Consider the following 22,449-nt stretch of genomic DNA (forward strand, 5'->3'; position numbering starts at 1 on the left):
GGGCGCGCACGGTCGCATATGGTTGTGCATCTGTGTTTGTTTTCAGTGTTACTTGTAATTATGTACTTGAGTGCCCACTTGAATGGCGACCAAGACCCTACGCAAAGGACCTTTTGATGAAAAAGATACTCGCTGCCACCGCCCTTATTTCCGCCTCGCTGATGGCAACGTTTGCGCAAGCCGAAGAAGTTGGCAAGATCGGGGTTGATTGGGTCGGTAATGATATTTTGATTGAAGCAGTACACGACCATGAAATTGAAGGTGTGACCTGTCACCTGGCTTATTTCGATCGTGGTTTTTTTGATCGACTTTCAAAAGGCAATTGGTTTGAAGACCCTTCAAATTCGTCGATTGCATGTCGTGTCACCGGCCCTGTAACTGTTGGCGACATTGATTTGGATAAGAATGGCGAAGAGGTCTTTAAAGAAGGGCGTTCGTTCCTTTGGAAGAAGCTGGTCGTCAAACGGATTTACGACAAAGCGAACAATAGTTTGATTTATCTTTCCCATACGCGGGAAGTCTCAGAAGGTAGCGCCAAAATGTCGATTTCTACGGTGCCGCTCTATGGCGTTGACGTGACTTGGAGCGACAAGTACTGGCCGAACGGCAAGCCTGAATAGTTTTTCTAACGACAGCGACAGCCAAGTGCGTTATGCCTCGGTCAACATTTGACCGAGGATATTGATATGAGTGTGCGTGATTGTAATGGTGCTGAGTTGGAAGATGGCGATAATGTTCAGGTCAACAAAGACTTGAAGATTAAGGGCATGTCCAAAACGCTAAAGCGCGGCACAGCGATAAAAAACATTAGCACCACCAATAAAGATACAGAAGTTGAGTGCCGGATCGGCAAATCAACCATCGTGCTCAAAACTGAGTTCTTGAAGAAAGCATAGTCCCGCTAGTTCGTTCGATTATTGCATCAACCGGCAAGTGGTTGAGGGCGAGGGCAATCGATTGTCTCTGCAAAGGCAGGCTTTTCAACTCATCTAACCCAAACAAGTCCGCGCTTTTAGGCATGAGTGAAACAATTTTGTTGCGGCTTGTAATGTTATAACATATTGGATGTGCTGTAATAACATTACATGAGGGAAATCATGCAACAAAAAGTACGTTATGCTGTTTCTGCAGCGATACTATTGGCATCAAACGGGCTTGCTTTTGCCCAAGATGAGGTTTGGCGTTACTTCGTGTCGGATCACGAAAAAGCCCAGATAACTGTTTTTGAAAAAGAAGTCGAACCCAGGGTTTGGACGGATTTCGCAGCACCTGCCCGACTTTACATGAGTGGCGACGGTACGCGACTATTCGCAGTTCAACGCGCAATAGGGCGCATCGACTTCGCTCGCACTGGATTGTCGTATGAGGATCATGGCGACCACCAAGATCCTCACATGGGTGAAGCACAATGGAATGGGCTCTTTCTGACCGGTCACAAGCCGACGCATTTTGTTGTTCATGACCAATCTGTGGCGGCATTTATGGACGGCACCGGCAGTGTGCAGCGTATTGATTTGGCTGAAGAAGACCTTCAACATCAAGTAAGCTTTGCAGTTTCTGCGCGGCCTCACCATGGCGTTGCGGTGCCATTTGATGGCCATTTGCTGATCAGTGAACCCTCAAAAGACAGCGATAGCAGTCTGCCCGATTTTGTGCGGGTGTTGGACCGTGAAATGAAGGAAATTGGCGAACCGCATGCGTGTAAAGGGCTACATGGCGAGGCCTCATCTGGCAACAAAACGGCATTTGCATGTGTCGATGGCATTTTGGTTTTTGATGCTGCGGACTATACCTCCTCTCAGTTTCTATCTTACCCAGAGGAATTGGGAGAAGGACGAACTGGTCGCCTAGATGGTGGACAGGGGATCCAATTGTTTGCGGGCAATTTCGGCAAAAATAAAATGATCTTTGTTGATGTTGAAAGTGAGGGGCACTTTGTATCAACCCAATTTGACGCTGGCCTTGTTGCTGGTTATTTGGACCCAGAAAACGCGGCCCAAGCATTTGTGCTTACAGCAGATGGCAATATGCATATTGTAAATGCCCTTAGTGGTTCCATCGTTCAATCTACCAGCATATTAGCACCGATTGATATGGAAGGCGGGCACGGGGCTGCTCGACCATCTTTTGTCTTTGCTGGCGAAAATCTTGCGCTGGTTGACCCAATCCAGGGGCATTTAAGGTTGATCAGAAAATCTGATTTAGCAAGTGTTGAGACCATTGAGGTGGGTGGCAAGCCATCCTCCATTGTGGCAGTTGGTGCCAAACTAGAGGATCACTAACAAAAGAGCCCCCGACTTATAAAGGCGGGGGCTCACGTGTTTTGGTTTACAGATTGAGGTCTTATTTGCGTTTGGCTTTTTTGTCTTTGCCAAATTCAATCATGCGTTCAACCGCGCCGCGTGCTTTTTCTGCAATCGCTGGATCAACGGTCACTTCTTCGGTGCCGGTGTGTAATGACCACAAGATGTTCTCAAGGTTGATGCGTTTCATGTGCGGGCAGATGTTGCAGCCCTTAAGGAATTGAACGCCCGGTGTTTCAGCCGCCACATTGTCGGACATGGAGCACTCGGTGACCATCACCACATTTTTCGGCTTTTTGGTTTTAACCCAATTGATCATGCCTGAAGTTGAGCCTGAAAAATCACACGCATCAATTACGTCTGTCGGGCACTCTGGGTGTGCAATGATTTTTGCGCCCGGATACGATTCACGTAATTCAGCGATATCAGCTGCGGTGAAGGTTTCATGTACTTCGCACGCGCCAGCCCAAGTGATGATTTTTTTCTTGGTTTTCTTGGCGGTGTTTTGCGCCAGATATTGATCTGGAATCATGATGACCGTGTCGCTATCTAACCCTTCAACAATATCGAGGGCGTTGGACGATGTGCAACAAATGTCGGTAACGGCTTTTACTTCCGCGGATGTGTTCACATAGGTGACCACAGGAATGCCCGGATATTGCTCGCGCATGGCCATCACATCTTCTGCGGTGATAGAGGAGGCAAGCGAACAGCCTGCCCGCGCATCGGGGATGAGTACGGTTTTAGTCGGGTTCAGCAGTTTTGATGTTTCCGCCATAAAGTGCACACCGCACTGAATGATGGTGGACTGGCTCACTTTTGTTGCTTCAATAGCAAGCTGCAAACTGTCGCCGACCACATCGGCCACACCGTGATAAATCTGTGGTGTTTGGTAGTTGTGGGCCAAAATTACCGCATCTTTTTCGCGCTTGAGCTGATTAATCTGGCGAATCAGTGGGGCGTAGAATTGCCATTCGATTTCTGGGATTCGATCTTTGAGATGTTCATAGATGGGGGCTGTTTCTTTCTCCACGGCCTTTGTGAACTTAAGGTCAAACAGACCCTTAAGTACATCGCGTGCTTCATCAAGCGGGGTGGTAGAATTGATCAATTGAGCCATCGTTTTGCCCTTTCCCAAGCTAGTTGATGCGGAACTTAGGTATTTTTATTGTGTATTTCAATTGATCCTTCGTGTTAAAGCCCAAACCAATGTCGATTATCCCGCAATTGTGATTGCGGTGCACCCAATAAGAGAAAAGCAGATCATGGCCCAAAACGTTGCTCAACTGACCCCAATTCTATCCGCTGCACCTGTGGTGCCTGTTATCGTGCTTGATGATTTGGAAGCTGCCGTACCGCTTGCGCGTGCGCTGGTTAAGGGTGGCTTGCCAGCACTTGAAGTGACGCTGCGTACGCCAAATGCATTGTCGATCATCAAAGCTATGGCCAATGTTGAAGGGGCTTTTGTTGGGTCTGGTACGGTACGCAACAGGGCGCAGATTGAACAATCAATTGAAGCGGGTGCGCAATTTATGGTGTCTCCGGGCGCGCCGCTGAACCTTTTAAGCGATGCGCTTGAATATGATGTGCCATTGCTACCAGGTGTTTCCACTGCGACCGAAGCCATGGCTGCGGCGGATGCGGGCTATAGCTATTTAAAGTTGTTTCCGGCGGAAGCTGTAGGTGGTGCGAAATTGCTCAAGAGCTTTGCTTCGCCATTGCCTGATCTTAAGTTTTGCCCAACGGGTGGCGTGAGCCCGCAAAATGCGATGGATTATCTTTCTTTGCCTAACGTAATTTGTGTTGGCGGATCTTGGATTGTGCCAAGCGATGCGATCAAAAATCGTGATTTTGATAAAATCGAAGCCTTGGCGCGCGAAGCGTCACAAATCGGCAAATAAGACAATGCGGCGATTTGGCTTTGCATTGGCAATGTTGGTTGGGCTGATTGCTCAGCCCGCTATGGCTGATGCAAAGGTCTTTGTCGCCGCCAGTCTTGCCGATGTTGTTCAAGCGCTCGTTGACGCCTCGGACATAAAGGGTTTGATCGTCGTTGCTGGCAGTAGCTCAAGTTTAGCACGACAAATCAAAGCAGGTGCGCCTGCGGATGTCTTCATTTCCGCCAATAAAGATTGGGCGGCGTTGGTAGCGGGCGAGCAGGACCTGCTGCCACTTTTTTCCAATCGTCTTGTTTTGGTTTCCCACAAAGACGTGACACTGAGCGATATTTCCGAATTACCATCATTGTTGGGGAATAACCGTTTGGCGGTGGGTGATCCAAACCATGTGCCTGCGGGAATTTATGCGCGTGAGGCACTGAAGAGTTTGGGGCTTTGGGATGCTTTGCAAAACAATCTAGCGCCCGCTGACAATGTGCGCGCGGCCGTTCGGTTGGTGCAAACTGGGGCGGCACCATTTGGCATTGTTTATGCTTCAGACGCGGCGCTTTTAAAGCTCAATGTGGTTTATGTTTTTGATGAAACCGCGCATTCACCTATTTCCTATTGGGCGGTGACCTTAGCAGATCAAGAACCCGAAACGTTGGCGTTTATGCGTTTCCTTGGCAGTGCGGATGCACATGCTATAGTCGCTTCTTATGGGTTCTTATCGCTTGAGGGAAAATAGTGTCGGCTGAGATTTGGTCCATTGTTTTGCTATCGCTCAAAGTGTCGTTTTTTGCACTGTGCTGGGCTGTGCCAGTGTCGTTTGGTTTGGCCTATCTTTTGGCGCGCAAACGGTTTGTTGGACGCAGGTTGCTGAGCGCTGTGATCATGCTGCCCTTGGTTATGCCCCCGGTGGTGACCGGTTTGGTGCTTTTGTATGGATTTGGCCCCACGGGGCCAATTGGGCAATTGTTGGCGCCCTTGGGCATATCATTTGCATTTAATGCAGCGGGTGCCAGTTTGGCCGCCGGGTTGGTGGCATTGCCTCTCATCGTTCGTCCCATTCGGTTGTCGCTTGAAGCGGTTGATCCCGATTTGGACGAAGCCTTGGAGGTTGCGGGCAAAATGGGCTGGCAGCGCTTTACAATGTTATATTTTCCCATGTCATTGCCCGGCATTGTTGCGGGGGGCATTTTGGGCTTTGCTAAAGCGCTTGGCGAATTTGGGGCAACCATAACGTTCGTTGCCAATATTCCGGGTGAAACGCAGACATTTTCACTAGCGATCCATTCTGCATTGCAGCGATTTGACGGGGAGCAAATGGTGCTGATGTTGAGCCTTGTGTCGATTTCCATTTCGGTGATTGCTGTCTTGGGGTCTGAATATCTGCTCAATTGGCTGCAAGTGCGTTTATCGGGCGACAGGTCGGTGCGCCATGCTTGAGGTGAAAATCAAGGGCACGCGGGGCAACCCGAGCGCGCAATATCAGTTTGACGCTGGGCCGGGCATAACAGCGATTGTTGGGCCATCGGGCGCGGGCAAAACCTCTTTGCTTCGTGTGATCGCTGGTTTGGATCACCCGGTGAGCGGAACAATAAGTCTTGGCGGCATTGCCATGCCTCAAAGAGCCGAGCATCGTCAGATCGGCATGGTGTTCCAAGAGCCGCGCTTGTTGCCTCATTATACAGTTCAGCAAAACATTGAATTGGGCCGCAGCGGGGTCATTTCTGCCAAACAGTTGGCCGATCAATTGGGAATATCGGACTTGATTGAACGGTTTCCGCATAGCCTATCAGGTGGCGAAAAACAACGTGTGATGATTGGGCGGGCTTTGTTTGGTGCGCCCAAACTTATGCTGTTTGATGAACCGTTGAGTGCAATTGATCCGCGCCTAAAAGCTGATTTGCTTACGCTTATTCGCACCCATTTTGCTCAAGCTAATATTCCAGTGCTTTATGTCACCCATCAAATGGAAGAGGCCGCGCAATTGGCGCAAAACCTGATCGCCATTGATCAAGGTAAAATTGTTGCGCAGGGGCCATTGGCACAAACAATGGCGCAATTGGATGGGCCTGCGTTTTTTGAAAATGGCATCACCAGCCTTTTGTCTGGCACCGTGACCGCAATTGATGCTGAGTTTGATTTGGCAACGATAGGGGTGGGCGCACAGCACGTCGATTTGCCGCGCAAGGCGCTAAATGTGGGTGATCAAGTTCGTTTGCGCATATGGGCGCGGGATGTGTTGCTTTCAAAAAAACGGCTTGAAGGAGTGAGTGCGCGCAATCAGTTGCAGGGTGAAATTGAAACCATCCGGTTGTTTGATCGGTCGCAGGCAGATGTTTTGGTACGGGTGGAAGGTGAGATTGTGCGGGCGCGCGTGATGGCAAAAACCATTGCAGATCTGCAAATGGCCATTGGACAATCCATTTATGTGGTCTTCAAATCGGCGTCTGTGGAATAGGTGCAGCGTTGCGCATTCTAATCATTGAAAAAGCAAAGCTTGAACCCAAAACAGTCTCTTTAAAACTGTGCAATTCTTCAAGCACTTCAAGCCGCGCACCAGCCAAGTTGAGCTGACGCAACGGATCATCAATCGTTAGCATTTCGCGCGGCTTTTGTGCTGTGGAAGCGGTGAAATACCCCGCATTCGGGCCGATCAGATCAAATTCAGCGCTGTCAAAAACATAGGCGTATAGTTTTGCCGCGGCGCAACGTTCAAACCAGCCGCGCTCAATCGCAATAATTGAGTTGGCGTTTGACAATTTGGCCCAGTCATTGGCGTTGGTTTGCTCATTGGCCCAAATGCAAATGCGTGGGCAATCGCGGGGTAAAAGATAGTTTTGTATTCGACTTGCTGAAATCGCCCAAACGCTGTTGTTTCCCTCTTTGTCGAGACGCGGATCGAAGCGGTCAATGCTTGGATCTTCAGAAATGTGGTAGAGTTGTTGATCAAGAAATTCAATCAATAGTCTCGCCCCTCGCGTGGTTTGTAGCGGGGGATTTTCCAACTGAATTGAATGGCCCCGGCGCGGACCACAAAACCGATGACGGTGCCAAAGATGGCGGCATAGAAAAAGGGCATGCCTAAATAAACGAGGGCCATATAACCGCCCGCTGCCGTTAAGGCTGCAGTGGCGTATATCTCATCTTGCAATATCAGAACATTTTCGTCGCACACCACATCGCGGATCATGCCGCCAAAGGTTGCGGTCATCACGCCAAGAGCGGTAGCCACAAAAAAGCCCGCGCCATTGGCGTGGGCAATATGTGCGCCCAAAACGCCATAGGCGGCAAGGCCGATTGCATCGAGCCACAAAAGCGCAATATATCGGCGCTGGATCAAGTGGGAAGCAAAAAAAGCAACCACGGCAATCGCTAAGCATGTGACCAAATAGGCCTGATCGACAATCCAAAAAACGGGACGATCTAAGATCAGGTCTCTGAGTGTGCCCCCGCCCACGCCGGTCAATGTGGCCAGAAGGGCAAAGCCGATAATGTCCATTTGCCTGCGGCTTGCCACCAACGCCCCTGTGGTTGCAAAAATGGCAACGCCAAACAGGTCCAAATAATAGATGGGCACAATAAATATTTCTCATCTCCGCCAAATCAGTAAACTAAGTTTAGCAGTTCGATTGAACTGGGGAAGCAAAAACACCAATCGTGCGCACGCCAGTTTTGAGTATGTTGTTGCGATGCTTTTTGTTTGATGTGTGTGAGACTTGACCATGAGATTATTGAGCGAAATGATCCGGCAGCTAAATTTAGCAACCCTGTCACTGTTTGGATGCGCTCTTTTGGCAGGTCCTTTTTTGGCCGCTGTTTTGGACAATAGTGTTTATTATTGGGACATGCTTTATTGCTTGTCGTTTATGCTCGCAGCACTCGTTTACACAGCTGGTCAACGCGTGAGTGCACACGAAAAGAGACAAAACGACCAGGGTGTATCTCCAATTATTTCTGTCAAATGGGTTGGATATTTGATTGCGTTTGGCATTGTGTTGGCGGCGTCGGTTTTGTTCTCAAAGCCGCAATCTACAATTGCGACCAAACTCACCTATTTGGGTTTAGGGGTGGTAGTGCCTGTCACGTTATTCTGGTCATTTAGGTGGCTCAGAAAGAAGGTAAATGGAAGCGAAGTTTGACATTTCAGGAACGTTTCAGCGCACATCTTTTTCACCGTTCAAACTGGTGGTTGCTCGTCTTTATGGTTTGGGCGGCCGTTCATTGGAAGTTTGATCTGGGTGGTGAGTTTGCATTGGAAAATGGTGCCTTCCCACCGCTTATCTTGCTGCTCTGTTATTTCACCCTGTCCCCCGCCTTTTTCTTTGCGCTGGCCGGGGTAAACCCAGAAGCTGCTTCGCGCAGTTGGGGATATCTGGTGGAAGCGACTTGGCTGATTTATGTGCTCGACCATATGGTCAATCTTGCAACCTTGACCGCGCTTTACGCCATGATGGGTGCGCCACTGGGTTGGGGCTTGTTTTTGCCTCTGACCCAAACAGTATATTTAACATTTTACGCCGCGCGCGGCTATGTGCGCCGAATTGGATATTACAAGTTTGATGACAAAAGAGATGACATTTAGAGAGTTGTTTTGGGCGCACCTGACACACAAAGAAATGCGCTTGATAAATACCTTGATGATGACAACATTTGGCGTGGTGGCGTTGACTACCATGTTTTTGTGGCCCGCTGAGCGGCAGATGATTGTGATTGTCGGCTATGGTTTGTTCCTAGGATGGATGGTGACTAGTCCACCACTTTTTTACGCATTAGCGGAAATTAGCCCAACGCTTGCCAAACGCCATTTGGCGTTTACCGCTCAAGCTAGCTGGAAGCTGTTGACGATCCAAATGATCATTACGAGCGTTGTTTGTCTCTTTTGGGTTTACTCAATGGAAACTGAATACTTTCTGTACTATTTTGTGGCTTTTGGTGGGTTTGTTGGAGTGGTCTGGACATCGGTTTTGCGCAGAAAAATGCGTCGCGCGGAGAAATCAAATGACATTTAGACAACTATTTTGGGCGCACCTGACGCACAGAAAGAACAGGTGGACGAAAAGCGGAGTAGTGCTTTTGTTGACAATGGGGTTGGTTGCATACCAAACAGGCGCAATCCTAGATATGCGATTTCAGTTCCTTGTTGTTCCTTTGTATTTGGTTCTGCTGTTGGTGAGCAACAGCACTCTTTTTGCGCTGGCACATGTTTCCCCCAAAGCACAAGACCGAGCTGAAGAGTTTTATTGGACGGCCAATTGGTGGCAATATTCGTCGATGCAGTTGGTTCCGCTAACGTTTTTCTTGGTTTCGCTCGGACTGTTCTTGAGATCCAACTTGTTCTTGTATTTTGTGAGCTTCGCGATTTTGTTCGTATTGGGCGACTTTTGTTGGCGATATTGGCGTGTGAAACACCAATCCAGGCCTGTGCCACAATCCCACTTCAAGGGGCATGAGCACCATTCCTCAAAAACTGTCGGCTAGTTTGTGCAGGGCTTTCTTTAGCTTTTTGCTCTTTTTTGGCTGCAGCTGGGCACGTAGTTGTTTGTCTAGCGTGCGCCAATGGTGTTCAAGTGCGTCGATGAGCCGTTGACCACCTTCGGTGAGGGACACATCAAGATCGTTGGTGTTTTGTGTTGGCACACAAGTCACAAGGCCCGTGTTTTGAAATCGGAACAACACGGTGCGCAGAGTTTGCTTTTCTAGTCCCAATTCGAACACCATTTCTGAAAATTCGGTTTCTGGATTGCCATTGAGCCAAAGCAAAATTGCATCGTCGCCGGGCAGCAAACCAAGTTCTCGCAATGGGGCGAGGGCCGCTTGGCGGCTCAGGGCACCAGCTTCAATGAGGGCAAATAGCAATGTGTTTTCGGTTTTTTTGGCCATAGTTCTTTCTAGCCCAAGCGCTTAGGCAAATGAAATTCTTGGCTTAGACTATCGTTAATCGGTTAATTTGAACTGACCCGCTTTGCAAATGGCGCAATAGCTGGCAAAACCAACAAAGCGCAAATAGCAAAAGAGCTCTTCAAATGCCAATTTTCAACCTAATGGATTTGAAACGTGACCAGTTAGCGGAGCTGGTTGATGCGCAAACCGTGGGTGTGTTGCCGGTTGGGGCGATTGAACCGCACGGACCCCATTTGCCGCTTTCAACTGATTGCGATATTGCCCAGGGCCATTTGAATGCAGCGCAAGAGTTAGCGATTGAAGCCAACGTGTTGGTGTTCCCATTGCAGCAGATTGGAGCCAGCGATGAGCATGATCACTTTGTCGGCACGCTGAGTTTTGATGCTGAAAACTTGTTTCAGAGTTGGTATGAAATTGGCGCAAGGTTTCATGCGTGGGGCGGGCGTCGTTTAGTCATCATGTCGTCACACGGCGGCAACAGCGGTGTCGTGGATCGATTGATTTTGGCGCTGCGACGGGATTTTGCGATGCTGGCTGTGTCTTCGGCTTGGCTGCGCTTTGGGCAACCTGAAGGGCTGTTTGATGAAGAAGAGCTAAAATTTGGCATTCATGGCGGAAATATAGAAACATCGCTGATGTTGCATTATGCCCCGCAAAAAGTTGACATGGATGCCGCTGATCATTTTGAAAGCGCCTTAAAGGGAGTTCAAGCCTCTGCTCACCATTTAACGGGCTATGGCAAGCATCATTTTGGTTGGATGAGCCATGATTTGAACGATCAAGGTGTTGTAGGGAATGCGTCGGTGGCAACGGCTGCAAAGGGTATGGCCAGTGCAGCGCATGCGGTGCGCGGATTTGGTGAACTTATTGATGATGTGGCGCAATTCAACTTGTTGCTTTTTGATCTTGAAGATTGACTCTTTGATGCCGCAATTGCTGGCTAGATTTGGCTCAAAATACTTCGGTTGGGCGGGAATTGTGAATAGTTTTTCAACTCGGTTTTTTGCGGTAATCATCATGGTGCTGGCCCTTGCCACGTCGGTGTTTGCCCATCCCCATATTTTTATCGACGCGCGAGTTGTTGTTGTATTCAACGACCAGGGTGAATTGGTTGGATTGCGGCAGGCATGGTCGTTCGACCCGCTTTATTCAGCATGGGCCGTGCAAGGGCTGGACGAAGATGGCGACGGCCAAGTTTCAAGCGAAGAACTTCAACCACTGGCCGACGATAATATGATGGGGCTCGAAGAGTTCGGTTATTATACGGTTGCGGGTTTTGCGGGCGCGCAAAACTTGGTGTTCGCCAAAGGGCGCGATGCCCGGATGGAATATGATGGGACAAATCTGCAGCTGGCTTTTGCCCTTGATTTTGAAGAGCCGGTATTCCCATCGCGAGATATTGAAATTGAAGTTGCGGATCCTGAGTATTATTCTGCGTTTCAGTTTGTGGAAGGTGATGCCGTCTTTTTTGATAATGCTGATGGCAAATGCACGGCTGAGGTTAATGGACCGCGCCCCATTGATCCCAATATTGAAGAGCAGCTATTTGCGCTTGGAACCGACGTTTTGGAGCTTCCCGAGGAATTGGCGCAAGCTGTAAAAGATCTGTCGAATGTCATTATTGTGCGATGCGGTGAATACGCTTCTGGTGCAGTTGTGCCCGTGGCCCCTGCAAAGCCCAAGGGGTCGCCCTTTGTTGCACCGCCACAAGAGCCGAATTTGGGCGGTCAACAATCAGGTTTTCTTGGGTGGATCAATGTGCAGCAAAAGGGGTTTTATCGCGCGCTAACAGACGCGATGGCACGAATGCGCAGCGATGGTAGTGCATTTTGGGTTTTGGGTGGATTGAGCTTTTTGTATGGCATTTTTCATGCGGCGGGCCCAGGGCACGGCAAAGTCATTATTTCATCCTATATGGTGGCCAACGAAAGCGAGTTGCGCCACGGCGTTGTGCTTAGTTTTGCAACAGCATTTATGCAATCCATAGTGGCGGTGGTCTTTGTTTTGGTGGCTGCAAGTTTGTTGCGCCTCACAAGTTTTGCCATGTCAGATGCCGCACACTGGATGGCCGTGGGCTCTTATGGGCTGGTGATGTTGCTTGGTGCTTGGTTGATTTGGCGAAAATTGTTCAACAGGCATGCGCAGGCTGTTCACCACCACCATAATCACGATCACGATCATGAGCATGGACCGGACTGCGGTTGTCAGCATGCACCTGAGCCACGCCAATTCAGTGGTCGTACGTTGCGTGAGCAGGTTGGGCTTATCGTTTCTGTGGGGTTGCGGCCCTGTTCTGGTGCGCTGGTGGTTTTGGCTTTTGCTCTCAGTCAACAATTGCTGTTAGCAGGTATCGCCGCGACATTTTTGATGGGTTTGGGTACAGCGATCACAGTTTCTATGCTGGCGGCATTGGCGGTCTATTTTAAAGGCCTAGCCAAGGCTCGTGCGTTAGCTGGCGGTCGGTTCTGGGGTGAGATTGTTGGCACAGCAGAATTGGCCGGTGCCTTCTTGGTGTTTGGATTTGGTGCGATTTTGCTGATTGCGTCTTTTTAGTCGGAACCAATTTTGTCCAAACGGTCCAATTTGTGCTGGTCAGTGTTACAAAACTGTCATAAAGTTACGCGCATGCCAGTATCTGTGGGAGGAACGGCGCGCCAAAAAAACATCGCACATTGTCAAAAATATGCCATGCAGCGCGTCCTATAAGAGGCTGGTTTGAAATTATTTGGAGGCTCATAAAAATGAAGAAAAAAGCACTCGCGCTTGCGCTTGGTACCATGATGGCCAGCGCTGCAGCGCCAGCATTTGCTGACTACACGCTTAATATTTTGCACTTTAACGACATGCATTCGCGCTTTGAACCAGTAAACAAATATGATTCAGGTTGTAGCGCAGGAGACAACGCCGCCGGCAAATGTTTTGGTGGTGCCGCGCGTTTGATGACATTCATCGACACGCGTCGTGACGCTGTTGAAGGCGCAGGCGGCAATGTGATTACTCTCGTTGGCGGGGACCAGTTTCAAGGGTCTCTCTATTTCACAACATATAAAGGCAAAATGAACGCCGAATTCCTAAATATGTTGGAAGTAGACGCGATGGCGGTGGGTAACCACGAATTTGATGATGGACCTCCAGGATTGTCCGATTTTGCGGATCTTGCAAATTTCCCGGTTATGTTTGCCAATGGCGATATGAGTGGTGAGCCTTTGCTTGATGGCAAAATACCGCCCTATACCATTCTAGAAGTTGGCGGCGAAAAACTCGGCATCATCGGATTGCTCACACCGGACACAGCAGAAATCTCTAGCCCTGGTGACACCGTAAAATTCTTTACAGAAGAAAGCGTATTGCCTGCTCTTATCGAAAAACTAAAGGGCGATGGCATCAACAAAATCATTCTGTTGACCCATATTGGGTATGACCGCGATCTTGAACTTGCAGCCTCAATTGCAGGGATCGATGTGATTGTTGGCGGTCACACCAACACATTGTTAGAAGATTATCCAACGGTTGTGGATGGTCCTGACGGCAATAAGGTGCAAGTTGTGCAAGCCTATGCCTACACCAAATATGTGGGTGAGCTTAGCGTAACTTTTGATGACGAAGGAAACGTCAAGGATGCTGGTGGTCAGGCATGGTCGCTTGATGCCCGTGTGCCGGAAGACGAAGAAGTGCTTGCCTATATTGAAAAGGCTGCTGGTCCCCTTCAGGAACTTATGAACAAGGTTGTTGGTGAAACAACAGCGCCGATTGAGGGCAATCGTTCGTTCTGTCGGGCACAGACCTGCGAAATGGGCGTTCTCGTTGCTGAGGCTATGTTGGACCGCGTTAAGAACCAGGGCGTTTCAATTGCGATCCAAAACGGTGGCGGTTTGCGCGCATCAATTGATGCGGGTGAAATCACAATGGGTGAAGTGCTGACGGTATTGCCATTCCAAAACACATTGGCAACATTTGAGTTGACTGGTGCTGACGTTATTGCAGCGTTGGAAAATGGCGTTAGCCAAGTTGAATCTGGCGGCGGTCGTTTCCCACAAGTGGCTGGTCTGAAATTCTCATACGACCCGACCAAAGATGCAGGTGGCCGGATCGTTTCTGTTGAAGTGCTTGGCGACGAGGGCACTTTTGGCGCGCTTGATCCAGCCGCAACATATGGCGTTGTTTCAAACAACTTCATGCGTTCGGGTGGGGACGGATACAAAGTGTTCGCCACAAATGGCATGAAAGCTTATGACTTTGGTCCAAACCTAGAAGATGTTGTTGCGGCATATGTTGCAGCAGGTGGCGCATATACGCCAATGGTGGATGACCGCATTACCATCGTCGAATAAGCACTCTAGCTAACAAACTGTTGATGAGGGCGATCCATTGGGTCGCCCTTTTCGTATTTGCTTTTAGGAATGCACCCACTATGTTAGGCGCCAAGGTAAGGGGATAATGCGACAATTGGTGCACTGCAATTTGCGGTCGCGCTCTTTATGTTGCTTCAAACCTTCCAAGACGCCAAACACATAAAAGCAACGAGGCAAAATGACGTCGCATCTTCCAAAAGACCATCCCGCTGTTGCGCCAAAAAAAGTTGGCGTTCTCTTGTTGAATTTAGGAACGCCTGATGCAACCGACTATTGGTCTATGCGTCGTTATCTCAAAGAGTTCTTGTCCGACGCTCGGGTAATTGAAATCCCCAAGTTGATTTGGTGGCCGATTTTGAACGGCATCATTCTGACAGTGCGGCCAAAAAAATCTGGCGCTGCATACGACAAGATCTGGGACCGAGAGAAAAACGACAGTCCGCTGCGCGTAATATCTGAAGGTCAGGTGCAAGCTCTAAAAGCTGCCATGTCCGGCGAGGAAAATGTGATTGTCGATTATGCGATGCGCTATGGCAATCCATCCACTCAGTCCAAACTTGAGGCTTTGCAGGCACAAGGATGCGATAAGATTTTATTGGTGCCACTCTACCCACAATATTCAGCGGCAACGACGGCGACAGCCAATGACAAAGCTTTTGACGCACTGAAAAAAATGCGCTGGCAACCCGCAGTGCGCACGGCACCTGCATATTTTGAAACAGACGCCTATATTGATGGGATCGCACAATCGATCGAAGATGGTTTGGCCAAACTTGATTTTGAGCCTGACTTGGTGATCACTTCCTATCATGGGGTGCCCAAAAGCTATTTGATGAAGGGCGATCCTTATCATTGCCAATGCTATAAATCGACGCGGCTGGTGCGCGAAAAACTTGGCTGGGCTGAAGACAAATTGATGGTGACATTTCAGTCCCGATTTGGGCCTGAAGAATGGTTGCAGCCTTATACGGACAAAACGCTTGAGGCGTTGCCCGCAAAGGGGATCAAGAAGGTCGCCATTTTAACCCCTGGATTTTCTGTTGACTGTCTTGAGACACTAGAAGAAATCGCCATGGAAGGTCGTGAAGAATTTATGGACGCGGGCGGTGAACATTTTGCCTATATCCCTTGTCTGAACGATAGCGAATTGGGCATGCAGGTGATTGAAGATGTGGTCCGACGCGAGCTTTCGGGCTGGCTCTAGGCGGGTCACCAACTGAAGTAAAACATACCCTTTGCTAAAATGACGATCAGCACCATGTGGGTAAACACGCTAATGTGGGTTAGTTGAAACTTGGTAGAGTTCATACATCCGTTTTTTGCGTTGGTCAGTGCCCAGACGAAATGTCCCAGCACACTGAGTGCAAGCAAAATTTTGATGCTAAGCAAAATCGAGAAGCTGTCTTGCCAGAGTACGCCCATACCCTGGAATTGTGTGTATCCCAAATAACCGCCGCTTAGGAACAGTGTACCAACGATGTAAGGCATAATTTGGCGGGCGCGCGCTACCAATCCGGTTTCAATTTCGACCATGGTGCTATGCGAGATGTGGTGACGCATGCCTTCAAGAATGAACACCTCAAAAAAAACGACACCAATAAAGGCGCATGCGCAAAGCAAGTGCGTGATGAGGGCTATAGGATAGAGCATGCGTTCACCTTTGGATGACGATTGATTGGCAATTTTAAGTTGATTGTTATTGTCATAATAAAAATGACCTAGATCAATTGCAATCAAAATGTGATCGTTCACAAAGGAAAACGTTGAGTTTCTTGAGATTTGGGACCATTGTCCCTAGATAATTGTTAGCGGAATTGTTTGGAGAATATGATGGACGGGTTTTCAATCGCGATAATTGTTGGCGCGGTATTGGTTGTGATGGTGCTTGTTGCCGGTGTCAAAACGGTCACCCAAGGGTATAATTACACCATTGAACGTTTTGGGCGTTACACGCGCACATTGCGACCTGGTTTGAGCCTGATTATTCCATTTGTGGATGGTGTTGGTCGCAAGATCAATATGATGGAGCAGGTGTTGGATGTGCCTCACCAAGAGGTGATCACCCGCGACAATGCGACCGTTACCGCGAACGGCGTGACATTTTTTCAAGTGATGGATGCGGCGGCGGCTGCATATGAAGTCAACAACCTTGAACATGCGATTTTGAATCTGACGATGACCAACATCCGTACAGTGATGGGCTCGATGGATTTGGATGAATTGCTGTCGAACCGTGACGAGATTAATCAGCGTTTGCTGCATGTTGTGGACGCTGCCGTTTCTCCATGGGGCGTCAAAATCACGCGGATCGAGATCAAAGACATTGATCCGCCCAAAGATCTGGTTGAGTCTATGGCTCGCCAAATGAAAGCTGAGCGGGAAAAACGCGCGACGATCCTGGAAAGCGAAGGCAAGCGACAAAGCGCGATTTTGGAAGCCGAGGGCGAAAAGCAAGCGCAAGTGTTGGAAGCTGAAGGACGCAAAGAAGCAGCTTTTCGTGATGCTGAAGCGCGTGAACGGGCAGCTGAAGCTGAAGCAAAGGCCACCCAAATGGTTTCTGAAGCGATCGCGCAGGGCGATGTGCAGGCGGTAAATTATTTTGTTGCGAATAATTATATCAAGGCACTTGAAAGTATCGCCAAATCTCCAAATCAGAAGGTTCTAATGATGCCAATAGAGGCGGCAAATGTGATTGGCGCCGTTGGCGGTATCGCTGAAATTGCGCGTGAAGCATTTGGGGGCGATAAGCCCAAACGCCAGACGGGCCGTGTCCCCAACTCGGAGAGCTAGAAGATGGATCTAGTGGCACTGATTATTGAATATGGCGGCTGGTCGTGGGTCATTGGCGGTTTTGTGCTGTTGGCAATTGAACTGGTTGTTCCTGGTGGTATTTTTGTTTGGTTTGGCCTTGCTGCGGTATTGGTGGGTTTGGCCACGCTCACACAAGCATTGAACTGGCAAATGCAGTGGATTTTGTTTGCTGTACTTTCAGTTTCATGCGTTGCGGTTTGGACACTATACTTCAAAGGGCGCAAAGATGTATCGGACCGACCATTTCTAAATGCCAGAAACGAAAAGCTCATCGGGCAAGTTTTTAGCCTTGATGAACCCATCGTTGATGGCATTGGATCGTTAAAGGTTGGTGATAGTTTTTGGCGGGTCACGGGGCCAGAATTGGCCAAAGGCACCAAGGTCAAAGTGACCTCCGTAGAGGCAACCATGCTCCACGTTGAAGCGGTTTAATAAAAGCATTCGTTAGCATTGCAAAAAAAAGGGCGCCACATTCGGCGCCTTTTTTTATGGTTTTAGCTCAATCGGTACCGGTGGGCTTTCTTGCATCACAAGAATTGATATTCTGCGATTTGCCGAAAGGTAGGGATCGTTTGGAAAGAGTGGGTCTGCGTCCCCTTTGCCGACCACGGAAAAAATGCGCTCAGATGGCATGCCAAATTCTTCCATTAGGCGACGCACAACATTCGCTCGATCAGATGATAGTTCCCAAGGCCCATAGGAGGCCGTGTGGTAAGAAGCGCCGGCGGCTGTGTGCCCGGTGACCCTAATTTGGTTTGGCAAGCTTTTTAAAATTGGGGTCATGATAGCGATAGCTTGGCGCGTCACCTCATAGGGATATTTTGATCCTTCAGGGAACATGGTGCGACCTTCTTGGTCCACGATTTGGATGTGCAGTCCTTCTTCCGTTTCCTCAATCAGCAAATTGTCAGCAACAAAGGTAATATCAGGCAGTTCTTGCCAGGCTTGACGCAAGGTTGTTGTGGCCAAAGCGAACTCACGCGGGGTTTCCACGTCGGACTTTTCAATATCGTGGGTATTTGCCTCTGGCCCCTGTTTGGAGCGTTCATTGTGTTTAATCTCGGCAAATTCGGTTTGGTTGGTGCTCTCTTCAGTTGTAACGGATTTCACAAAATCACGTTGCGGGTTGCCATCGCGTTCAATAATACCCGCTTTAGCTTCCGTTTTGATGACACCAAATGCATCCTTCATGGAGCCTGCAACGACCTGCAGTTTTTCATCATCTTGAATGGAAAATGAAATGATCAAAACAAAGAAACACACCAGAATGGACATGAGATCGGCAAATGTGACGAGCCATTCGGGGATGTCACTCCCGCCAGCCGCCTTTTCTTTCTTTTTGCCCATTATCTGGTTCCTCTAGTCATTATATTGTTGGGCCGCTTTAAGCCGCCTCATCCAAACTCTCGCGCATTTTTTCAGGCAAATAGGCGGTCAACATCTCTTTGATGAGTGCCGGGCTTTTGCCGTCGCGGATCGACATAATGCCGTCAATGATCAGGGTTTGGTTGATATCCTCAAGTGCTAGTTTTGCTGTGAGTTTGTCTGAAATCGGCAGACAAACAAGGTTGGCCAAAACCGCGCCATAGAGTGTGGTCAACAAAGCGATCGCCATCGCAGGGCCAATGGCTGCAGGGTCAGACATGTTGGCCAACATTTGCACCAAGCCCACAAGTGTGCCGATCATCCCAAAAGCTGGAGCCGCATCACCCAAGGATTTGAACACGCGTTGGCCCTCTGACAAACGTGTGGTGAATTGATCGCGTTCCAATTCCATTGTTTCGCGAATAAACCCGGCGTCATATCCATCAGCGATATATTGCGCGCCCTTTTTTAGGTTTGCATCGTCAACCTCGACGTTTTCCAGTCCAAGTGGGCCATTTTTGCGTACGATATCGCCCATTTCTGCGATTTGTTCTATCAGCTCCCTCGGGTCGACTTTTTTGTGGGTAAACGCAACTTTGCCGCCGGTTCCGAATGCGGTTACAACGCCAGCGAGTGGGAAACGAATAAGTGTTGCAGCCAGTCCGCCGCCGACCACAATCATCATGGATGGTGGATCGATAAACTGGGTGATCGAACCGCCCATAAAGATGGCGAGGAAAATAAAGCCGGCGCCGGCTAACATGCCCAGAATGGTGGCTAAATCCATGCGACCTTACTCCTTACTGCAGCCCAAAATACGCGGGCGCTAGGTCAATTCAATTGGGTGCAGTGTACATCGTTAAGGCTAATCAGCTGTTAATAACGGGGGTGAGTGATGCTCAATTGCGTTGGCCTGCGCTGCAGTGCAAGTCCTTGAATATCGTCAGTTTTTCTAAAAATCTGCTTGTCGATTTTATCAGTTCGTTAACCATAATATATCAGGATGCGAAAGAAGATTTTCCAATCATGAGCGGCGAAAAACGTGTCAACAAACTCAAATGCCAGCTTGCGGCGATCACTGGCGATTGTTCTGTTTTTTGGCGTCGGTACATTGCCGTCCATCAGCCATGCACAGGCTGTTTTAGGGGATTGGGATCTAACGAGCGCGATCAGTTTGCGCGGTGGATTTGAAAATGCGTCAGGCACCACGTCCCATTTTCTTGTGGCAGCCCCTGAGTTTAGTTTGCAAAGACAAGGCGACGATTTTACCGCTAGCCTAAGCGGCAATATGGTGCTGGATCAAATGGGTGCTGAGCATTTCACGCCAAGATCACTAGGGTTGCAGAGCAACTTTGGCCAGCAGCTGAACCAGCATTCTCAGTTGGGATTTGGTTTGTCCTATAATCTTTCTCAACCTCAATCATCCGATCCTGATCTGCCAACAGGCGTAAAAATTGGTGGGCATGATCAACAACTTGGTCTGAATGGCAGTTACAGCCACCAGTTCAGCAAGACGGGCGTGCAATTGCGTGGGTCTGTTGGTCGATCTCAGACGGCAGCATCACAGTTAAATGATGGTGCGCTGCAATCCAACGCTGAGAATAATGCTTGGACCTATGGGGTCGGTGGGCGCATTTCGCGCGAGCTCACGCCTAAAATCGGGATATTTGTGGATACGCAGCTGAACCGATCGCGCTATGATGCTGGGTCTGTAGCTCTTGCCGCGTCGCGTAACAATTGGTCCTATGAAGCTCAGGTCGGTGCTTCATTGAATTTTGACGAGCGGCTGCGCGGCGATATTTCTTTGGGGCAATTGCGCCAAACATTTGACGATGCGAGTTTGGATGCGGTTCAAACGTTTACTTACAATGCTGCATTGCAATGGCAGGCAACCGATACCTCGCAATTCAGTCTAGATGCGAACACGAGCGTTAGCCCATCAACTGTTGCCGGCGAGCCGATGCGCATTGTGGACACGGGACGCCTTACATTCAATCATCAGATGAATTCGCGTACCCAAATTTCTATGTTTGGTGAAGTTGAACGCCAGCACTATCAATCAAGCGTTGATCAGATACTGACCAGCCGTGCCGGGCTTGGCGTGCAATATCAGGCCAATAAGCAATTGTCTGCTTTTGCCAATTACAGTTTTGCGTTCCGCGAAGAGCCCGCAGCGGTTCTACGCACACATAAGCTTGAAGCGGGTTTGCGTTTTAGTCGCCAATAGAGAAGTTTTTGAGCAATTGGGCCGCAACTGTGCGCAATTCTTGCTTGAATTCGTCAGCAATATCGTCCCGATCCATGGCAAAAATAACATTGGCGGTGAGAAATCCAACTTTAGATCCGCAGTCAAAACTGTGACCATCATATTTGACGCCGGTAAAGTTTTGCTCATTCATCAAAGTCACCATGGCATCCGTGATTTGGATTTCGCCGCCTGCGCCTTTGGACTGTTTGCTCAGGAGATCAAACACCTCGGGCTGCAAAATATAGCGGCCTGAAATAATAAGATTTGAGGGCGCTTGATCAACCGCAGGTTTTTCAACCATCTCAGAGATTGCAAAGCCTTTGTCCGGGCCTTCTCCGCGGCCAACTACGCCGTAAGAGCTGACATCGTTTGGCTCAACCTCTTCAACAGCAATAATATTGCCGCCACGCTCATTGTAGCTTTCCATCATTTGGCTCAAAACGCCCGGTTTTGACCGCATCAACATGTCCGGCAGCAGCAGCGCAAAGGGTTCGTTGCCCACAATGTCGCGCGCGCACCAGACCGCGTGTCCCAAGCCCATTGGTTCCTGCTGGCGGGTGAAGCTTGTTTGGCCTGGTTTTGGCAAACCTTCACCCAACATTTTCAACATGTCGTGTTTTTGACGTTGGTGGAGGGTGATTTCCAGTTCAACTTGCCGGTCAAAATGGTCTTCAATAACGCCCTTATTGCGACCTGTCACAAATACGAAGTGCTCAATTCCGGCTTCACGTGCCTCATCAACCGCATATTGAATCAACGGCTTATCGACAACGGGCAGCATTTCTTTGGGCATGGCTTTGGTCGCAGGCAGAAAGCGTGTGCCAAGGCCGGCGACGGGAAAAACGGCTGTGCGGACTTTTTTGCTCAATGGGTTTTCCTTTGACAGTATTTGTAACACAACTAGTCATTGTGTAATGCAATCGCAACCCTTCAAGTGATAGACGGGAAGTGATTAACAATGTTTGAGGACGTGCAATGAGCATTTTGGTGACAGGCGGTGCTGGCTATATTGGCGGGCATACAGTTTTGCGTTTGGCGGATGCAGGTGAAAAAGTTACTGTATTAGACAATCTGACAACAGGCTTCCAATGGGCCATCGACGACCGCGTTGATTTTGTTGAAGGCAATGCTGGCGATGTTGAAAATGTGACCGCGCTGCTGCAGGAACGTGGCATCAAATCTATCTTGCATTTTGCCGGTTCAATTGTTGTGCCCGAGTCGGTTGAGAACCCGCTGAAGTACTATCAAAACAATACAGCGACGACGCGCAACTTAATTGAGGCCGCTGTGAACGCGGGTGTGAAGAACTTCATTTTTTCCTCTACCGCTGCGGTTTATGGCATGGCCGGTTTGGAACCCGTTGGGGAAGATAATCCGCTTAGCCCACAATCTCCATATGCGCGCTCCAAGCTAATGAGCGAAATGATGTTGGAAGACGTAGCGTTCTCCCATGACATTAAATATGGCGTGTTGCGGTACTTCAACGTTGCTGGGGCGGACCCACAGGGGCGCTCGGGCCAATCAACCCCCTTAGCCACACATTTGATCAAGGTGGCGTGCCAAACAGCTCTTGCGCAACGTGA

The 22,449-nt window shown here is 49.2% G+C and carries 26 protein-coding genes; 18 read left to right on the forward strand and 8 right to left on the reverse strand.

Features of this window, described 5'->3' with window-relative positions:
• Positions 1-161 precede the first annotated feature (161 nt).
• The 3 genes from Q0231_RS14460 (at position 162) to Q0231_RS14470 (ending at position 2,282) form a co-directional block, all read left to right on the forward strand.
• Positions 162-620 carry a CreA family protein gene (locus Q0231_RS14460; RefSeq protein WP_299348553.1) on the forward strand — a complete coding sequence of 153 codons (459 nt, stop codon included), beginning with the start codon at positions 162-164 and terminating at the stop codon, positions 618-620.
• A 66-nt stretch (positions 621-686) separates the two neighbouring features.
• Positions 687-896: an alkylphosphonate utilization protein gene (locus Q0231_RS14465; protein WP_299348507.1), complete on the forward strand. Its 210-nt coding sequence runs from the start codon at positions 687-689 to the stop codon at positions 894-896.
• A 201-nt stretch (positions 897-1,097) separates the two neighbouring features.
• Positions 1,098-2,282, forward strand: a complete 1,185-nt coding sequence (locus tag Q0231_RS14470) for a hypothetical protein (protein WP_299348510.1) — start codon at positions 1,098-1,100, stop codon at positions 2,280-2,282.
• Positions 2,283-2,343: 61 nt separating this feature from the next.
• Here Q0231_RS14470 and nadA read toward each other — a convergent pair whose 3' ends face one another.
• A complete protein-coding gene (gene nadA, locus Q0231_RS14475; RefSeq protein ID WP_299348513.1) occupies positions 2,344-3,423 on the reverse strand; it encodes a quinolinate synthase NadA in 1,080 nt (359 codons plus the stop codon).
• Positions 3,424-3,568: 145 nt separating this feature from the next.
• Here nadA and eda point away from each other — a divergent pair, with 145 nt between their 5' ends.
• From eda to Q0231_RS14495, 4 genes are read left to right on the forward strand one after another with little or no spacing between them, the layout of a single operon-like run.
• On the forward strand, positions 3,569-4,204 hold the full coding sequence (gene eda, locus Q0231_RS14480) for a bifunctional 4-hydroxy-2-oxoglutarate aldolase/2-dehydro-3-deoxy-phosphogluconate aldolase (RefSeq protein ID WP_299348556.1): 636 nt from the start codon (positions 3,569-3,571) through the stop codon (positions 4,202-4,204).
• A gap of 4 nt (positions 4,205-4,208) precedes the next feature.
• Entirely contained in the window at positions 4,209-4,928 is a 720-nt protein-coding gene (gene modA / locus Q0231_RS14485; RefSeq protein WP_299348516.1) for a molybdate ABC transporter substrate-binding protein, read from the forward strand.
• Positions 4,925-5,629 carry a molybdate ABC transporter permease subunit gene (gene modB / locus Q0231_RS14490; RefSeq protein WP_269394986.1) on the forward strand — a complete coding sequence of 235 codons (705 nt, stop codon included), beginning with the start codon at positions 4,925-4,927 and terminating at the stop codon, positions 5,627-5,629. The genes modA and modB overlap by 4 nt, the downstream gene beginning before the upstream one ends.
• Positions 5,622-6,647, forward strand: coding sequence for a molybdenum ABC transporter ATP-binding protein (locus Q0231_RS14495; protein ID WP_299348519.1), 1,026 nt, complete (start codon positions 5,622-5,624; stop codon positions 6,645-6,647). The genes modB and Q0231_RS14495 overlap by 8 nt, the downstream gene beginning before the upstream one ends.
• Here the strand turns inward: Q0231_RS14495 and Q0231_RS14500 are convergent.
• Both Q0231_RS14500 and Q0231_RS14505 read right to left on the reverse strand, forming a co-directional pair.
• Positions 6,625-7,152, reverse strand: coding sequence for a DUF6886 family protein (locus Q0231_RS14500; protein WP_269394951.1), 528 nt, complete (start codon positions 7,150-7,152; stop codon positions 6,625-6,627). The genes Q0231_RS14495 and Q0231_RS14500 overlap by 23 nt on opposite strands.
• Positions 7,149-7,766: a trimeric intracellular cation channel family protein gene (locus Q0231_RS14505; RefSeq protein WP_367274502.1), complete on the reverse strand. Its 618-nt coding sequence runs from the start codon at positions 7,764-7,766 to the stop codon at positions 7,149-7,151. Before Q0231_RS14505 ends, Q0231_RS14500 begins: the two co-directional genes overlap by 4 nt.
• A 145-nt stretch (positions 7,767-7,911) precedes the next feature.
• On the opposite strand from Q0231_RS14505, the gene Q0231_RS14510 reads away from it, so the two are divergent.
• The 3 genes from Q0231_RS14510 to Q0231_RS14520 are packed head-to-tail and all read left to right on the forward strand — an operon-like array spanning position 7,912 to position 9,198.
• The gene (locus tag Q0231_RS14510; protein ID WP_269394949.1) at positions 7,912-8,328 is read left to right on the forward strand and encodes a hypothetical protein; all 417 of its coding nucleotides are present in this window, start codon (positions 7,912-7,914) and stop codon (positions 8,326-8,328) included.
• On the forward strand, positions 8,325-8,771 hold the full coding sequence (locus Q0231_RS14515) for a hypothetical protein (protein WP_299348524.1): 447 nt from the start codon (positions 8,325-8,327) through the stop codon (positions 8,769-8,771). The genes Q0231_RS14510 and Q0231_RS14515 overlap by 4 nt, the downstream gene beginning before the upstream one ends.
• On the forward strand, positions 8,749-9,198 hold the full coding sequence (locus tag Q0231_RS14520; protein ID WP_299348527.1) for a hypothetical protein: 450 nt from the start codon (positions 8,749-8,751) through the stop codon (positions 9,196-9,198). The genes Q0231_RS14515 and Q0231_RS14520 overlap by 23 nt, the downstream gene beginning before the upstream one ends.
• 451 nt (positions 9,199-9,649) lie before the next feature.
• On the opposite strand, the gene Q0231_RS14525 is transcribed toward Q0231_RS14520, so the two are convergent.
• A complete protein-coding gene (locus tag Q0231_RS14525) occupies positions 9,650-10,069 on the reverse strand; it encodes a MarR family winged helix-turn-helix transcriptional regulator (protein ID WP_299348530.1) in 420 nt (139 codons plus the stop codon).
• A gap of 143 nt (positions 10,070-10,212) precedes the next feature.
• On the opposite strand from Q0231_RS14525, the gene Q0231_RS14530 reads away from it, so the two are divergent.
• The 4 genes from Q0231_RS14530 (at position 10,213) to hemH (ending at position 15,646) form a co-directional block, all read left to right on the forward strand.
• The gene (locus Q0231_RS14530; RefSeq protein WP_299348533.1) at positions 10,213-11,007 is read left to right on the forward strand and encodes a creatininase family protein; all 795 of its coding nucleotides are present in this window, start codon (positions 10,213-10,215) and stop codon (positions 11,005-11,007) included.
• Positions 11,008-11,068: 61 nt separating this feature from the next.
• The gene (locus tag Q0231_RS14535; RefSeq protein ID WP_269394944.1) at positions 11,069-12,643 is read left to right on the forward strand and encodes a DUF1007 family protein; all 1,575 of its coding nucleotides are present in this window, start codon (positions 11,069-11,071) and stop codon (positions 12,641-12,643) included.
• A gap of 188 nt (positions 12,644-12,831) precedes the next feature.
• A complete protein-coding gene (locus Q0231_RS14540) occupies positions 12,832-14,421 on the forward strand; it encodes a bifunctional UDP-sugar hydrolase/5'-nucleotidase (protein WP_269394943.1) in 1,590 nt (529 codons plus the stop codon).
• A gap of 199 nt (positions 14,422-14,620) precedes the next feature.
• On the forward strand, positions 14,621-15,646 hold the full coding sequence (hemH, locus tag Q0231_RS14545; RefSeq protein WP_299348538.1) for a ferrochelatase: 1,026 nt from the start codon (positions 14,621-14,623) through the stop codon (positions 15,644-15,646).
• Between the two features lie 5 nt (positions 15,647-15,651).
• Here the strand turns inward: hemH and Q0231_RS14550 are convergent, their stop codons facing one another.
• A complete protein-coding gene (locus Q0231_RS14550) occupies positions 15,652-16,092 on the reverse strand; it encodes a hypothetical protein (protein WP_299348541.1) in 441 nt (146 codons plus the stop codon).
• 180 nt (positions 16,093-16,272) lie between these two features.
• Here Q0231_RS14550 and Q0231_RS14555 point away from each other — a divergent pair, with 180 nt between their 5' ends.
• Together Q0231_RS14555 and Q0231_RS14560 are read left to right on the forward strand one after the other, a co-directional pair.
• Positions 16,273-17,232, forward strand: coding sequence for an SPFH domain-containing protein (locus Q0231_RS14555; protein WP_269394940.1), 960 nt, complete (start codon positions 16,273-16,275; stop codon positions 17,230-17,232).
• A gap of 3 nt (positions 17,233-17,235) precedes the next feature.
• Complete coding sequence (locus Q0231_RS14560; protein WP_269394939.1) at positions 17,236-17,685, forward strand: NfeD family protein; 450 nt, start codon at positions 17,236-17,238, stop codon at positions 17,683-17,685.
• 54 nt (positions 17,686-17,739) lie between these two features.
• On the opposite strand, the gene Q0231_RS14565 is transcribed toward Q0231_RS14560, so the two are convergent.
• Complete coding sequence (locus Q0231_RS14565) at positions 17,740-18,600, reverse strand: flagellar motor protein MotB (protein ID WP_269394938.1); 861 nt, start codon at positions 18,598-18,600, stop codon at positions 17,740-17,742.
• Positions 18,601-18,637: 37 nt separating this feature from the next.
• Complete coding sequence (locus Q0231_RS14570) at positions 18,638-19,405, reverse strand: MotA/TolQ/ExbB proton channel family protein (RefSeq protein WP_269394937.1); 768 nt, start codon at positions 19,403-19,405, stop codon at positions 18,638-18,640.
• Positions 19,406-19,660: 255 nt separating this feature from the next.
• Between Q0231_RS14570 and Q0231_RS14575 the strand changes: the two genes are divergently transcribed.
• The gene (locus Q0231_RS14575) at positions 19,661-20,845 is read left to right on the forward strand and encodes an outer membrane beta-barrel protein (protein WP_299348546.1); all 1,185 of its coding nucleotides are present in this window, start codon (positions 19,661-19,663) and stop codon (positions 20,843-20,845) included.
• On the opposite strand, the gene galU is transcribed toward Q0231_RS14575, so the two are convergent.
• On the reverse strand, positions 20,832-21,734 hold the full coding sequence (gene galU, locus Q0231_RS14580) for a UTP--glucose-1-phosphate uridylyltransferase GalU (RefSeq protein ID WP_269394935.1): 903 nt from the start codon (positions 21,732-21,734) through the stop codon (positions 20,832-20,834). The two genes, Q0231_RS14575 and galU, sit on opposite strands and share 14 nt — an antisense overlap.
• Before the next feature lie 107 nt (positions 21,735-21,841).
• Here galU and Q0231_RS14585 point away from each other — a divergent pair.
• Positions 21,842-22,449, forward strand: a 608-nt coding sequence (locus Q0231_RS14585; RefSeq protein WP_299348550.1) for an NAD-dependent epimerase/dehydratase family protein, incomplete at its 3' end; no start/stop codon positions are given.

The organism is uncultured Maritalea sp. (genome assembly GCF_937139385.1).
In the GTDB taxonomy this organism is placed as follows: domain Bacteria; phylum Pseudomonadota; class Alphaproteobacteria; order Rhizobiales; family Devosiaceae; genus Maritalea; species Maritalea porphyrae_A.